This window comes from Aeromonas sp. R2-3 (assembly GCF_040908375.1).
GTDB classification, from domain to species: Bacteria; Pseudomonadota; Gammaproteobacteria; order Enterobacterales; family Aeromonadaceae; genus Aeromonas; species Aeromonas veronii.
Map to the genome: position 1 here is coordinate 23,079 of NZ_JBFODP010000027.1, position 13,615 is coordinate 36,693.

At 55.4% G+C, this 13,615-nt stretch carries 13 protein-coding genes; 9 read left to right on the top strand and 4 right to left on the bottom strand.

What is annotated here, in order from left to right:
* Nucleotides 1–56 precede the first annotated feature (56 nt).
* The gene (nhaD, locus tag AB5Z02_RS12700) at nt 57–1,481 is read right to left on the bottom strand and encodes a sodium:proton antiporter NhaD (RefSeq protein ID WP_368216101.1); all 1,425 of its coding nucleotides are present in this window, start codon (nt 1,479–1,481) and stop codon (nt 57–59) included.
* A gap of 107 nt (nt 1,482–1,588) precedes the next feature.
* Nucleotides 1,589–2,056: a DUF4357 domain-containing protein gene (locus AB5Z02_RS12705; RefSeq protein ID WP_368216102.1), complete on the bottom strand. Its 468-nt coding sequence runs from the start codon at nt 2,054–2,056 to the stop codon at nt 1,589–1,591.
* A gap of 197 nt (nt 2,057–2,253) precedes the next feature.
* Between AB5Z02_RS12705 and AB5Z02_RS12710 the strand changes: the two genes are divergently transcribed.
* The 6 genes from AB5Z02_RS12710 (at nt 2,254) to dgt (ending at nt 10,173) form a co-directional block, all read left to right on the top strand.
* Nucleotides 2,254–2,934, top strand: a complete 681-nt coding sequence (locus AB5Z02_RS12710; protein ID WP_124929689.1) for an ABC transporter ATP-binding protein — start codon at nt 2,254–2,256, stop codon at nt 2,932–2,934.
* A gap of 30 nt (nt 2,935–2,964) precedes the next feature.
* Nucleotides 2,965–5,388 carry an FtsX-like permease family protein gene (locus tag AB5Z02_RS12715; RefSeq protein WP_368216103.1) on the top strand — a complete coding sequence of 808 codons (2,424 nt, stop codon included), beginning with the start codon at nt 2,965–2,967 and terminating at the stop codon, nt 5,386–5,388.
* 173 nt (nt 5,389–5,561) lie between these two features.
* Entirely contained in the window at nt 5,562–6,602 is a 1,041-nt protein-coding gene (locus tag AB5Z02_RS12720) for a lipocalin-like domain-containing protein (protein ID WP_368216323.1), read from the top strand.
* 248 nt (nt 6,603–6,850) lie between these two features.
* Complete coding sequence (locus tag AB5Z02_RS12725; RefSeq protein ID WP_170872271.1) at nt 6,851–7,333, top strand: MgtC/SapB family protein; 483 nt, start codon at nt 6,851–6,853, stop codon at nt 7,331–7,333.
* Nucleotides 7,334–7,922: 589 nt separating this feature from the next.
* Nucleotides 7,923–8,651 (top strand): hypothetical protein, encoded by a 729-nt coding sequence (locus tag AB5Z02_RS12730; RefSeq protein WP_368216104.1) that lies wholly within the window; start codon nt 7,923–7,925, stop codon nt 8,649–8,651.
* A 67-nt stretch (nt 8,652–8,718) separates the two neighbouring features.
* Entirely contained in the window at nt 8,719–10,173 is a 1,455-nt protein-coding gene (gene dgt / locus AB5Z02_RS12735; protein ID WP_368216105.1) for a dGTPase, read from the top strand.
* 185 nt (nt 10,174–10,358) lie between these two features.
* Here the strand turns inward: dgt and AB5Z02_RS12740 are convergent, their stop codons facing one another.
* Complete coding sequence (locus AB5Z02_RS12740; RefSeq protein WP_181221961.1) at nt 10,359–11,150, bottom strand: alpha/beta fold hydrolase; 792 nt, start codon at nt 11,148–11,150, stop codon at nt 10,359–10,361.
* Between the two features lie 118 nt (nt 11,151–11,268).
* Between AB5Z02_RS12740 and AB5Z02_RS12745 the strand changes: the two genes are divergently transcribed.
* Genes AB5Z02_RS12745 through AB5Z02_RS12755 form a run of 3 tightly spaced genes read left to right on the top strand, consistent with a single transcriptional unit; the run spans nt 11,269 to nt 12,530 of the window.
* Entirely contained in the window at nt 11,269–11,652 is a 384-nt protein-coding gene (locus AB5Z02_RS12745; protein ID WP_005333730.1) for an MmcQ/YjbR family DNA-binding protein, read from the top strand.
* Nucleotides 11,649–12,137: a GNAT family N-acetyltransferase gene (locus tag AB5Z02_RS12750; RefSeq protein WP_368216106.1), complete on the top strand. Its 489-nt coding sequence runs from the start codon at nt 11,649–11,651 to the stop codon at nt 12,135–12,137. Before AB5Z02_RS12745 ends, AB5Z02_RS12750 begins: the two co-directional genes overlap by 4 nt.
* Before the next feature lie 57 nt (nt 12,138–12,194).
* Complete coding sequence (locus AB5Z02_RS12755) at nt 12,195–12,530, top strand: DUF3802 family protein (RefSeq protein ID WP_005333735.1); 336 nt, start codon at nt 12,195–12,197, stop codon at nt 12,528–12,530.
* A 261-nt stretch (nt 12,531–12,791) separates the two neighbouring features.
* Here the strand turns inward: AB5Z02_RS12755 and msrA are convergent, their stop codons facing one another.
* Nucleotides 12,792–13,424 carry a peptide-methionine (S)-S-oxide reductase MsrA gene (gene msrA / locus AB5Z02_RS12760; RefSeq protein WP_005352745.1) on the bottom strand — a complete coding sequence of 211 codons (633 nt, stop codon included), beginning with the start codon at nt 13,422–13,424 and terminating at the stop codon, nt 12,792–12,794.
* Nucleotides 13,425–13,615 lie beyond the last annotated feature (191 nt).

A 13,615-nucleotide genomic window follows, 5' to 3' on the forward strand; every position in this document is an offset into this window, starting at 1 on the left:
AAAACGAAAGAGGCTTCCGTCAACGGAAGCCTCTTTTCATACTGGCGGCCAGACGTTCAGAACTGGGCACTGTTGAGCCAGAGGTGCGCCCCTATGCTCACCAGATAACCGAGCAAGATGGCAGGCAGCCACTTCAGGTGGCCAAAAAAGGTATACATGCCGTGGGCCTGTCCCATCAGGGCCACCCCGGCCGCAGAGCCGATGGAGAGCAGGCTGCCGCCCACTCCGGCGGTCAGGGTCACCAGCAGCCACTGCCCCAGCGCCATATCCGGGTTCATCGACAACACGGCAAACATCACGGGAATGTTGTCGATGACGGAGGACAAGACCCCGATGAAGATGTTGGCCATGGTGGGATCCCCAGCGTCATACAACCAGTGTGACACCAGCTCCAGATACCCCATAAAGCCCAGCCCACCGACACACATCACCACCCCGTAGAAGAACAGCAGGGTATCCCACTCCGCCTTGGCCACCTTGTTGAACACGTCAAATGGCACCACAGAACCCAGACTGCGCAACCGTACCTCATCTCCATTGCGTTCATAGAGTGCACGCTTGCGGGCAAGGGATCGCGGCAGCGACTTGCGCAAATAGAAGCCGAAAAACTGCAGATAACCGAGCCCCAGCATCATGCCCAGTACGGGTGGCAGATGGAGAAAACTGTGGCATAGCACCGCCGTGATGATGGTCAGCAAGAACAGCGCGACGATGCGGCGGGCACCCCGCTTGAGATCGACCACCTCGTTATCAGCCTCCGGCACATGACGCGGCACCATCAGGCTCATCAGGATGGCCGGCACCAGAAAATTGAGCAGAGAGGGGATCAGCAGGGTGAAGAACTGGCCAAATTGCACCTTGCCCGCCTGCCACACCATCAGGGTGGTGATATCGCCAAAGGGACTGAACGCCCCTCCGGCGTTGGCGGCGATCACTATGTTGATGCAGGCAAGATTGACAAAACGCCGATCACCGTTGGCCACCTTCAACACCACGGCGCACATCAAGAGCGCAGTGGTCAGGTTGTCAGCCACCGGCGAAATACAAAAAGCAATCCCGCCGGTCAACCAGAACAGGGTTCGCAGGTGAAAGCCGGATCGCACCAGCCAGGCGCGCAGGGCATCGAACAGCCGCCGGTCCTCCATGGCGTTGATATAGGTCATCGCCACCAGCAGGAACAGCATCAGCTCGGCATATTCCAGCAGGGTATGGCGAAATGCCTGCTCGGCGACAGGGCTCATCCCCTGTTGTGCATAGGCGATACCGATCAGGATCCAGATCACCCCGGCGGCCACCAGCACGGGTTTGGACTTGCGCAGTTGCAGATACTCTTCAGCCATCACCAGGGCGTAGGCCAACACAAACAATCCGACACAAAAAAGTCCGATTGAGGAGGATGTCAACAGAACTGGGCCACTACTGGCATGGGCGGGAGGGATAAACAGGGACAGCAGCAAAATAACAGGGGTGAGCGCAGACATGGTCTCTTCCTTTTAGAACCATCTGGCAATGATGCTAGCACCTGGATGAAAAGAAAAATTCATCCAGGTCAATTAACGCTTAATTGGTTTGCTGTCGAAACGCGGGATTATCTCTTGCCGAAACCCGACTGCTTGAGGGTATAGCCTGCGCTGTTTTGCCAGGCATCCAGACCGCTGCGGTTATTGCCCGCCACCAGACTGGCGGCCAGACTCGGGCTGTTGAACAGTTGATCGGCGGTAAAGACAAAGCCGCCCTGACTGCGGGGCACTATGACCCCCTTCTCCAGCAGTTCGTGACGCAGCTCGATCACCGCTTCACGCAAAGAGGCGGCATCCTCGCCATTGGCAGTGGAACCGGCCAGCACCATAAAGCCCGGATTTTGCCGCTTACCCACCGGATAACCGTGGGCCTCGGCCCCCTTACCATTGAAGTGGTAGAGCTCGCGCTCCCCCGGCCGGTTGTCGGAGAGTGCCTTTTGCAGGGTCATCAGCTCGTTGTAGATCTCGATGGGGACGACGGCAGCCTGCTTGTTGCCCTTGCTATCGATGATAAAACTGACTTGCTTGTGTAACATCCTTGCTCATCCTGTGACCCATGGAAGCCCCTATTCTAACCACCTCGGGCAAGCGGGATCCAGCGAGGATCCACTGCTCTTTTGCCGCCTTGATCACTAACTGGCACTCTTGATCAACCGTAAGGGGTGTTGATCAATGCTGGCCGTGCTAGCGTACCAAGCATGATGAAAGCCATTGACCATCAAACGGTTATCCCATGCTGACCCTGCGCAACCTCTGCAAGAGCTTCGATAACGGCAGTGAGCGACTGCCGCTGTTCCACCATCTCGATCTCGCCCTCCCCGCAGGCGAGATCACCCTGCTGCTGGGCCAAAGCGGCTGTGGCAAGTCGACCCTGCTCAATCTGATCGCTGGGCTGATTGCACCGGATGAAGGGGAGATCTGGCTGGGGGAGACCCGGATCGACACCCGATCCCCCGACGAGCGGGCGCGCCTGCGGGGTCGCCATTTCGGTATCGTCTATCAGGATTTCAACCTGCTGCCGACCCTGAACGTGGCCGAGAATCTGGCCCTGCCGCTCGCCATCAACGGGCTGCCACCGGATGAGACAAGGATTGACCAGTTGCTGCAACGGCTCGATATGAGCCACAAGCGCCATGCCTGGCCGGAGCAGCTCTCCGGCGGCCAGCGACAGCGGGTGGCGCTGGCCCGCGCCCTTATCCATCAGCCCAGTTGGCTGCTCGCCGATGAACCCACCGGCAGCCTCGATGAGCACAATGCCGAACAGGTGATGGCGCTGATGGTGGCGGCGGTGCGCGATACCGGCGCAGGCTTGCTGCTGGTGAGCCACAACCCCGCCTATGCGGCCCTGGCCGACAGAGTGCTTCGCCTCGAAGGGGGCCAACTTATCGAGCTCAAGGGGCCCCATCATGACTAAACAGCGACTGCGTCTGTCGGGGGCTCGCTGATGCTGCCACTCAAAGCGCTGCTGCGCCTCTATCGCAGTCACCCCTGGTTGCTGCTGATGAGTCTGGCCGGGCTGGTGTTGGGGGTGTCGCTGGTGGTGGCCATCGAGCTGCTCAATCACAGTGCCCGCACCAACTTCGTCGCCGCCCGCAGCCAGCTGGCAGGGGAAGCCAACTACCGACTGGCCCCCGCTGGCGGGCTGGATGAACAGCTCTACGTGCAGCTGGTGACCAGCCAGCCCGCCCTCGATGCCATGCCCCAGCTCCATGGCTGGCTCAAGGATGAAGAGGGGCGCAGCTTTCAACTGCTGGGAATGGATCTCTTCAACCCCGGCCCCCTGCGCCAACTGTTTGGCGCCCAACCCGCGAGCGAGCCCGCATTTTCCCTCAACCGTGCAGACAGCATCTGGCTGGCGGCCCCCGAAGCGGAGCGCCTTGGCTGGCAATCGGGCCAGAGCCGCCGCTTTGTATTTGGCGGCAGCGATGGCGCCCGAACCCTGACCCTGACGCTGGCGGGCACGTTTGAACCGGGCGCCGTGCCCATGGAGCGACTGCTGATAACCGACATCGGCCTCGCCCAGCCGCTGCTGGGCAAAGCGGGTCGGCTCGATCGCATCGTCTTCAAGCTAAGCGACGCCGAGGCTCGCACCCTGCAGGCCACCCTGCATACCCGTTACCCTAACCAGCCCTTGTGGCTTGAGCCCATCAGCCCGGCGCTCGATGCCAGCCAGCTTGGCGATGCGCTGGCCCTTAACCTGACGGCGCTGTCACTGCTCGCCATGGCGGTGGGACTGTTTCTGGTGTTCAACGCCCAGCGATTCGTGCAGAGCGTGCGCCGCCCCCAGCTGGCCCAGTTGATCATTCTGGGAATGGGGCCAAGCCGGGTGCTCCGCTGGCTCATTCTGGAGCTGCTTATTCTTGCCACCCTCGGCACCCTGCTAGGGGTGCTGCTCGGCAGCCTGTTGGCGCTGGCGCTGATGGGGCAACTGACCCAGGCGCTGGCCGATCTCTATGGGCCCAACCCCATCGATCTGTTGCGCCTCTCCCCCGTGAGCCTGCTCAAGGCGCTGTTGATCGGGCTGCTCGGCACGATGGCCGCCAACCTGCCCGGCTGGTGGCAACTGCTGCGCCAATCCCCCCTCGAACTGCGAGCAGGAAACAGCCGCCCCCCCGCTCACCCGTGGCGACGGCGCGTGCTGGCCATCGCCATCCTGCTGCTGTGCGCTCTGTGCCTGTGGCTGCAGCAAACCGGTCTGAGTGGCGCCCTCTTTATCGCCGGCGGCTGGCTGCTGGCCATGGCGCTCTGGCTGCCCGATGCCCTGCGCGGCCTGCTTGGCTGGTTGCGACGGCGCGAGGGCGGCCCCCTCACCGCCCGGCTCGGGGTGGCCGAGACCCTCTATCACCTCGATCGCACCGCCATCGCGGTGATGGCGTTGCAGCTGGCCATCGCGGCGGCCATCGGCATCGGGGTCATGGTGTCGAGTTTTCGCTCCAGCGTGGAGATCTGGCTCGGCCAGCGTCTGGCCGCCGATCTCTATGTCACCGCCCCCAAGGGGGTGGCGGGCAGCAAGGGCACCTTGAGCGACACAACCCTCGAGACCCTGCTCGCCAACCCGCTGGTGAGCGCCGCCTCGCGCCGCTCGGTTCACCCTGCCCGCTGGCAGGGGCAGCCCATCGAGTGGGCGCAGATGGACTTTATCCCCCAGCTTAAAGCGGCCTATCCGCTGCTGGCCGGACGCTGGCCGACCCGCCCCGACGAAGTGCTGGCGAGCGAACCCCTGACGGTGCGCCTCGGGGTCAAGGTGGGCCAGATATTGGCGATCAGCGGCGAGCAGGGGCCAAGGCAGTTCACCGTCACCGGCGTCTATCAGGACTACGGCAGCGACAAGGGGCAGATCCTGCACGCCTTCGAGGTGGGAGCGGTGCAATCCCTCGCCCTCTTTAGCGACGACCCCGAGCAGCTGGCCGATCGCCTGCGCGAGCGCTTTGGCGAGCAGCTCAATCTGCTCTCCGCCCCCGCCATTCACAGCGCGGCGCTCAAGGTGTTTGACCAGACCTTTGTGGTAACCGAGCTATTGAAACTGCTGATCCTCGGCATCGCCTTTGTCGGCATTGGCTCGGCCTTTATGGTGCTGGGGCTGGCACGCCGTGGCGAGCTGCAGACCTTGCAGAGTCTGGGCTTGAGCCCCCGCCACTGCCGCCAGCTGCTGGTGTGGCAAGGGGCGGGATTGGGGCTGCTCACCGCCCTGCTGGCCCTGCCGGTGGGGTATGGCCTTGCCTGGGTGCTGATCGAGGTGGTTAACCCCCGCGCCTTTGGCTGGCGCCTCGCCTTCGAGGCCGCCCCCCTTCATGCGGTCACCGCCCTGTTGCTGGCACCGGTATGTGGGGCATTGGCATCCTGGTATGCGGCAAGGAAAGTGGTATGACATATCGGTTAGCGCACTGGCTCAGCCATAGCTTGAAGCTCCCATTAACCACGTCCCTCTCTCCGCCCCTTCTTCAGCGTAGAGAAGATCACAGTGCGGCATTGAACCATCCCCTCTCCCTTCGGGAGAGGGGAAGCTTGTCCTCTTTACGGTTCCTGTGGCTCGCCACCCTCTTGATCCCGCTGATTGCCATGATTGGCAACTCGCAGGCCAGCGATCTGGGCGCCCTGCTCGGCGGTGGCAACGACAGCTTTAAAAAGGTGCTGCCGGGGCAAACAATCCAATTGCCGGAGGATCACGCCGCCCACCCCGATTACCGCTCCGAGTGGTGGTATCTCACCGGCAACCTCAAGGATGAACAGGGACGCGAATATGGCATGCAGTGGACCCTGTTTCGGCAGGGTATCGAGCAAGCACTTCGCACCGGCAACCCCTGGCTCACCCCCCAGCTCTGGCTGGCCCAGTTTGCCATCACGGATCTCGACCGTGGCAGCCACCAGCAAGATGAACGGGCCAGTCGGCAGGGGCCGGGGCTGGCGGGGGCCAGCGGCGGCCAATATTGGCTCAGGGAGTGGCGGCTTGCCTCGCAAGGGGCTGCGCTCTTCCCCGCCACCCTCAAGGTGCAGAGCAAGATTGGTGAACTGAACCTCACCGTCACTGCCGCCAAGCCGCTGGTGCTGCAAGGCAAGGCCGGTTACAGCGAGAAGAGCCCGGGCAACGCCTCCTTTTACTACTCCTACCCGCGCCTCACTCTTCGCGGCACCCTGACTCGCGATGGCGAGACCCGCACCGTCACCGGACAAGGCTGGTTTGATCACGAGTGGAGCAGCTCGGTATTGGCCGAGTGGCAATCGGGCTGGGACTGGTTTTCACTGCAACTGGCCGATGGCCGCGAGCTGATGCTGTTTCGCCTGCGCACCAAATCGGGCCGCACCGAGCCGGAGAACCGCTACGGCATCTTGATTGAGCGCGACGGCAGCAGTCAGGTGCTGAACCCGGAGCAGATCCGCTTTATGCCGGGCAAGAGCTGGCTCGGTCCCAAAGGCCAACCCTACCCCGTCGAGTGGCAGCTAAACGCCGCCGGTATGAGCCTCACCATCACAGCCCGTCAGCCCAATCAGGCCATGACCGGCCGCTTTGGCTACTGGGAGGGTGCGGTCTCTGTCTCGGGGGATGCCAAGGGGGTCGGCTATCTGGAGATGACCGGCTATTAAGCCTGCGACCATCGCCGGTTATCCCTTATTCTGACGCTTGATTCAAAAGCAGGGCGCTATCAGGAACTCATTAAAATCCGACAACCTGGACAGCTTTTTACTCAACACTTTTTACTCAACAAGGGAAGTCAGCGTTTGATACCCTGCGGATGAGGTCTCATGGCGTATTTTCGTACAGCACCCATGGCGACAGCATTAACCGGTTTGATTCGTTCAATTCATATGCAGCATGCACAAGGATGGCATTTATGTGGCAAGAGATCTGGCAGACCATCGTCTCCGAGTTCACCGATATTCAAGATATCAAGCAGATGACCCAGATTGTATTGCGCCTGCTGGTGGCTGGTCTGCTCGGCGGTCTATTAGGCTACGAGCGTGAACAGAAAGGGAAAAGTGCCGGGATCCGCACCCATATGCTGGTCAGTATTGGCGCCGCCCTGTTCGTGTTGATCCCCCAGCAAGCTGGCGCATCAACTGCCGATCTGACCCGGGTGTTGCAGGGGCTCACTGCCGGGGTGGGATTTCTGGGGGCTGGCACCATCATTCTGGGCACCCGACAAACAGAAACCAAAGGACTGACCACGGCCGCCGGTATCTGGGTCACCGCCGCCATCGGTATTGCCGCGGGTATGGGCCGAGAGTCCACCGCGGTGCTCGCCACCCTGATCGCGCTGTTTATTCTGACCATCGTGCCTTGGCTGCTGGGGATCAAAAAAGAGGGCCGTGAGTAATCCTCACTGCCCCCCACTGACTGCGGCCCCTGCAGATACCGGCCACCCAAGTGGCCGGTCTGCTCGATGACCCGAAACCCATAGCCCTGATAACAGGGCATCACAGTGATATCGCCCAGCCACTTCTGTCACTTGGCGCCAGTAGCCAAGGATGCCTTATCTGTTTATTTATCAAACACCCTCACCCACTCAACCTGCAGCCAACTTGGCTCAAGGCTGATCCCAGTCAAAAAACCTTTCAAAATCCGAGCGATAACTAACTTTTCACTCACTTAAATTGGTCGGCGTTTGATATCTTGCCCATGCGGCACCCGCAGCCCCAAAAGCAGCCGAGGTAAGCCCATGATTTACCCATTTTCATTCTGGTTAAAGGTCGCACTCGGGGAGCTGTAACCCCGTGCGGTAGCTATCTTCTCTGCTGATGGGTAAATTCAACGTTATTAGTAATAATATTAGTGTTCAAAAAATATCAAGTATTTCCATATATCAACCACAAGTGAACAAATCATTATTATTTAGCGTTTACATATCAGCAATATCGCCAATACGATTATTATCGTATTAAATACATTAAGTAATGAGGATGACAGTGAAGAGCCTTGTAATCCGTTATTCTTTACATATTTGCTTTGCTTTTTTGGGATTTTATGCTTCTGCGGTTGTTTTAGCATATTCAGATAGTGAATCTCGTGACTTTATATCAATACTAAATTCACTTGGTGTTTTTCTTGCGTCAGCAGGTGCTATCGCAGCATTACTTACTCTTTTTCATGTTGTTTATTCCAGAGCGGAAGACAAAGAAGAATGTGAGATTAACTACCTGAGATATATAATGTTTATCCTAGAACGCCAAGCAATGTTTATATCAATGTTTGAGAAAAGAATAGCAATATTCCAGAGTTTGGATGAAACCACTAGAGCCTTACAACTAGAATCACTAAAATTTGACGATTCTCTGTGCGATGCAATAAATATTGAAAGGAGTCTTTTTTTGTTATCGTCATCAAACTCAGACTTATTATCAGAGTTAGACCGTAGCCAAAGAGACTTCAAATCTCTTTCTTATACAATTATGAGAAGAAATAATCTATATATAAACGACTACCAACGAAAAGTTCAGCATCATTTATATCCAGGTGGATATTATAGCCTAGCAGAGCTAGAAAAAATTGTAGGAAATGCTTTATTGCCTTCTCTCATTGAATTTACCAATGAAATTTTCATGCAATTACCAAGGGTTAGAAGCCATATAATAGATGTTCACTCTCAATTAAAAATAGAGTTTAAAAGGAAATATCCACACCGACTATACTCTTAAAAACCAAAAAACAGATATAGTTCAACATAAGCTCAAGATAGTTTAAATATTTACCCAAGAGGCAAGAATGGATTATTCAATTAAGTTAAAAACAGACCGTTATAGAATATCAACAGTAAATGGCCGAGACTTCAATGAAGAAATGGAGAGTGATAGAGGGCGTGCCCTGACATCTGCCGCTCTGCGACGTCTTCAACAAAAAACCCAAGTCTTTCCACTAGAAAAAAATGCTGCTGTTCGAAGTAGGCTTACTCACTCCCTTGAAGTTCAACAGGTAGGGAGATATATCAGCAAGCTAGTATTATCGGCACTACCATTAAATGACTGTGGATTAGATGATAAACTTGATGGTTTTATTAGCGCCGTTGAAATTGCATGTCTACTGCACGATATAGGAAACCCACCTTTCGGTCATTTTGGTGAAATGGCCATAAATATATGGTCTAAAGAAAAAGTCTCTCCGATATTTAATGACTTATATAATAGCGTAGAGGATTGTAAGAAAGTAATTCAAGACATTATTAATTTCGAAGGCAATGCGCAAGGCATTAGGATTTTACATAGCCTTCACTCATTAAATTTAACATATACACAGTTAGCATGCTTAATAAAATATACTCGCCCAGCATATCAACCAAAGCCAGGTGGGAGTTCAACACATAAATATCGTTGTAAAAAACCAGGCTTCTTCCTCTCTGAAGAGGATCTAATTAATAACATCCAAAAAGCTCTATCAATAACAGCTGGTTGTAGATTCCCCCTTACTTATATAATGGAGGCTGCTGATGATATTTCATATTGCATAGCCGATCTTGACGATGCTGTGGACAAAGGGATTTTGTCTATTGAAAAACTACATAGCGAAATAACTAAAATATGGGATGATTTAAAAATTAAGATTACTAATGCGGATGAGAGAAACTATCTTAATGAAATAATTAACAAAGCATATGGTGCCTACCAGAACACCCCAACAAATAAAAATCATGCATACATACTCACCCTTAGAACAATTTTAGTAAATGATCTGGCAAGGTATGCAGCAGAAAGATTTGTCAATAATCACCAATCTATTTTTGATGGTCACTTTGATGAATCACTACTTGATGGCAATGATAAATATCATTTTGCTACCGAGACTTTACGTTTAGTTGCAATTAACAATGTTTTTAATTCTAAAGAAGTTGAAAAATTAGAACTGAAGGGATATTCCGTGATCTCTGGATTATTAGACCTTTATACTCCATTGATTAAACTTAGCTTTGAGGATATCAAAGCCCTCACTCAAAATAACCACCTTAAGAGTCATCCCATAGAAACAAGACTATTCCATAATTTGTCAGAGAAGTATAGAACCACATACTCTCTATCAACTAAAGAAATTTTTGAAACAACAGAAGTAACTAGCAATCAAAAATTATACGAACATTATTATAGAGTGAGGTTAATAATAGATTACATCAGTGGTATGACAGACCATTTCGCATTGAAAGAGTACCAAGACCTCAGTGCTTCAACATAAACTATAACTTTACGTTATCCTCCATGAATTTAACTTAAACCTAGATCTGAAACGTAAAAAAACTACGGTAAATTGCCAAAAAGTAGCCCCGGTAAATTCACTTTACTGGAGCTACTTTTATCTATCCGTGCACTAAAACTAGATGAACGTTTGGTGATAATGAAGTCAGATATATTGGCGAAAATTCATTTCATCCCTACCCCCAGCGATTGAATAAACGCCAGGGTACGACGATTAAACTGCTCCGGCTGCTCCACATTGCAGACATGGCCGCACTGTTCAATGACCGCCAGCGAAGAGCTGGCATCGCGGGCCACCTGTTCGCGCACCGGCGCCAGAAACATATGATCCTCCTCCCCCATCACATAAAGAGTGGGAATTGGCAGGGAGCGTTCGCGAAAATAACGCATCAGCGGGTTAACCTCGGTGGCAAGACGGAACCAGCGTTTGAACTCTTTCTGGCAGAGCTTGCGGGCTTCGCGCACAAAGAGGTTGCGCGACTCCTGATGGTGCTGGCGCGGCATGATGATGAAAGCAAACAGCCGGTAGAGCCACATATAGGGCAGGAAGTGCTGGCCGAGCCGGCCCAGTTGCACCAGCACCCGCGAGCGGATATCGAGCCGCAAAATGGCGCCCCCCAGTACCATGCTTTTCACCCGCTCCGGGCAGAGTTCGGCCAGATGGCGAATAAGGATGGTGCCAAGGGAGATGCCGACAAAGTGGGCGCGGCGGATATCGAGATGATCGAGCAGCCGAACGATATCTTCGGTCACTTCCCGAAAGCTGTAGTGGCCCTTGACCACCTGTTGCAGCTGGTGAGACTGGCCGTGGCCGCGCAAGTCCAGCAGCAGCACGTTGAAGTGCTCGCGATAGGCGCGCAGCTGCTTGAACCAGATGGAGGAGCTGCCACCGGCGCCGTGGACAAACACCACCCAATCCCGCTCGGGACCCAGTTCGAAAGTCTTGTGATACAACATCCAATAGGCTCCCTTGGTGATGGGGGGTATACTCGGCTGCGCGCATATTAACAGAACAGGCCCGCCGATAGATATGCGCCTGACATGACCCGGATCACCCCTTGCGCGAGAACTTTCCATGGATTTGACCCGTTTGCGCCACTTTCTGCTGACCCTGCCGGGCGCTACCGAAGATACCCCGTTTGGCCCGGAGATCCTGGTCTACCGCATCGCGGGCAAGATGTTCGCGCTGGTGGATTGGCAGGCCGAGCCGCTCACTATCAACCTCAAATGCGAGCCAGAACTGGCGTTGCTGCTGCGCGAGATCCACCCCGAGGTCAAACCGGGCTGGCATATGAACAAGCAACACTGGAACACAGTGACCCTGAACAGCACCTTGCCGGATGATCTGTGGCAGGGCTGGGTGCACCACTCCTATGAGCGGGTTGTCGCGGGTCTGCCCAAAGCCAAACGGCCACAGGCGCCGCGCCCCCTCTCCCCCACTGACGACCCAACCTTATGACCCCAGCACTTAGTCCAGCACTGCGTATTGTCCCCCTTGGTGAGGCACATATCCCCGCCCTCGTGACCCTGTTTGAGCAGGCGGTGCGACGCAACGGCCCCGAGCACTACAACGCCGAACAGGTGGAGCAGTGGGCCCTCGGTGCACAACATCCGGGTTTTGTCAGTCAGCTGCGCGAGCACCACGGCTGGGTGGCGGAGCAGGCAAATGTGCCCCTCGGGTTTGTCACCCTGAGCCCCGATGGCCACCTCAGTCTGCTCTATGTGAGCGCCGACCATCAGCGCCAGGGGCTGGGCAATCTGCTGCTCACCACGGCGCTCGCGGGGGCCCGAGGGCTCGGTATGACCCTCATCACCACCGAGGCCAGCGCCTTCAGTTATGAGCTATTTTTACGACATGGCTTTACGTTGACCGGGCTGGAGTGCGTGGAGCGGGGCGGAGTCAGTTTTACTCGCCATCGCCTGCACTGCTGCTTGCCAAGCTAGGGCAAGCCACTAAAATACGCTTAATTTTCGTATTGTTACTGTATTGAGGCAGCAACCATGGTGGTAGAAAGTGAAGGCTATATCTCGCTGATCGAGTATCTGGTGGAGAGTTTGGGATTGTTTGAATCCCAACAGCAGAACGATGGTGAAGAGACCATCGAAGATCTGGTCAGTGGCCGTGTTGCCAGCAACCTGATGGCCATTTGCGAGCAAAACCCCCAGCTCGATCCCAAGGTGCGTTTCGCCATCATGCAGGAGGCCGACGCCGTGGTCGCCGATCTGGAAGAGGTGCTCTCTGCCGTCTGGCTGCGCGCCCCGACCCCGGAACAGAAAACCTTCCTCATCGAATTTATCGATCTCATCAAGAACCTGTTCGACAGCGCCATCGGCTGATCTGCCGTCCGGCTCTCCCGCCCAACGCAAGATTTCAAAGCAGCAGATAAGGAAAAGGGCCGCCTTGGTGGGCAGCCCTGCTTGCTATCATTTTCAACCCGCCAGTGCGTTCATTCATCAGGCGGTTATCAAGGCAAGAAATGTGTCTGGACTTTGCATCCGATCCCTGGACGCTACCTAGTTAGTCCCGACTGGTCGCAATAAGTTCCCTCCTCCGACCATTTATTTTCACTTTTATTAAGAAATCGACTACAAACCTGTTCAGCGGTTAAGGCTGGGCGGCAAACAGACTCCAATGCCACCCAATCCGCAGTAGCCATCCGGATTTTTCTCCAGATATTGCTGATGGTAATCCTCGGCGTAGTAGAAGGGCGCCAGCGGCAGAATGCGGGTGGTAATGGCACGACTGTCGCCGCTTGCCGCCATCGCCTGCTGATAGGCCGCCATGCTCTGCTGGGCAATGATCTGCTGGCTCTCGTCGCCATAGAAGATCACCGAGCGATACTGGGTACCAATGTCCCCGCCCTGACGCATCCCCTGCGCCGGATCGTGCTGCTCCCAGAACAGTCTGAGCAGATCGCCGTAGCTGATCACCGCCGGATCAAACACCACCTGCACCGTCTCGGCATGACCGGTCAGGCCGCTGCACACCTCTTTGTAGGTGGGATTCTGGGTCACACCGCCCTGATAACCGGCCGCGGTGGAATAGACGCCCGGCTGCTGCCAGAACAGGCGCTCCACGCCCCAGAAACAGCCCATGCCAAACCACGCGATCTCCATGTTCTCGGGCCAGGGACCCTGGGTCGGGTTGCCATTCACCGCATGCTGCTGACCAATCACCATCGCTTCGCGTCGTCCCGGCAGGGCATCTGCCGGTGAAATAATCTGTTCCATGAATTCTGTCCTTGTATAAAACCCTGTGAAATCACACAGCTGACGAAAAGGAGCATCGAAGATAGCAGTTTATCGCGCTGGATCAACCGGCGGGCCCCTCCCCGCTCGCCCCAACAGCCATCTGCACTTCGAACCATCCTTTCCCGATCAGCACGGCCAAGCCGCCCCTCGTAGACCAGAAACGGCCAAAA

Excerpts from the sequence above, each read along its gene's own strand:
- dgt (WP_368216105.1), top strand. The coding sequence starts at position 8,719 with ATGGATTATTCAATTAAGTTAAAAACAGACCGTTATAGAATATCAACA.
- msrA (WP_005352745.1), bottom strand. The coding sequence starts at position 13,424 with ATGGAACAGATTATTTCACCGGCAGATGCCCTGCCGGGACGACGCGAA.
- AB5Z02_RS12740 (WP_181221961.1), bottom strand. The coding sequence starts at position 11,150 with ATGTTGTATCACAAGACTTTCGAACTGGGTCCCGAGCGGGATTGGGTG.
- AB5Z02_RS12745 (WP_005333730.1), top strand. The coding sequence starts at position 11,269 with ATGGATTTGACCCGTTTGCGCCACTTTCTGCTGACCCTGCCGGGCGCT.
- AB5Z02_RS12725 (WP_170872271.1), top strand. The coding sequence starts at position 6,851 with ATGTGGCAAGAGATCTGGCAGACCATCGTCTCCGAGTTCACCGATATT.
- nhaD (WP_368216101.1), bottom strand. The coding sequence starts at position 1,481 with ATGTCTGCGCTCACCCCTGTTATTTTGCTGCTGTCCCTGTTTATCCCT.
- AB5Z02_RS12710 (WP_124929689.1), top strand. The coding sequence starts at position 2,254 with ATGCTGACCCTGCGCAACCTCTGCAAGAGCTTCGATAACGGCAGTGAG.
- AB5Z02_RS12755 (WP_005333735.1), top strand. The coding sequence starts at position 12,195 with ATGGTGGTAGAAAGTGAAGGCTATATCTCGCTGATCGAGTATCTGGTG.
- AB5Z02_RS12705 (WP_368216102.1), bottom strand. The coding sequence starts at position 2,056 with ATGTTACACAAGCAAGTCAGTTTTATCATCGATAGCAAGGGCAACAAG.
- AB5Z02_RS12750 (WP_368216106.1), top strand. The coding sequence starts at position 11,649 with ATGACCCCAGCACTTAGTCCAGCACTGCGTATTGTCCCCCTTGGTGAG.
- AB5Z02_RS12715 (WP_368216103.1), top strand. The coding sequence starts at position 2,965 with ATGCTGCCACTCAAAGCGCTGCTGCGCCTCTATCGCAGTCACCCCTGG.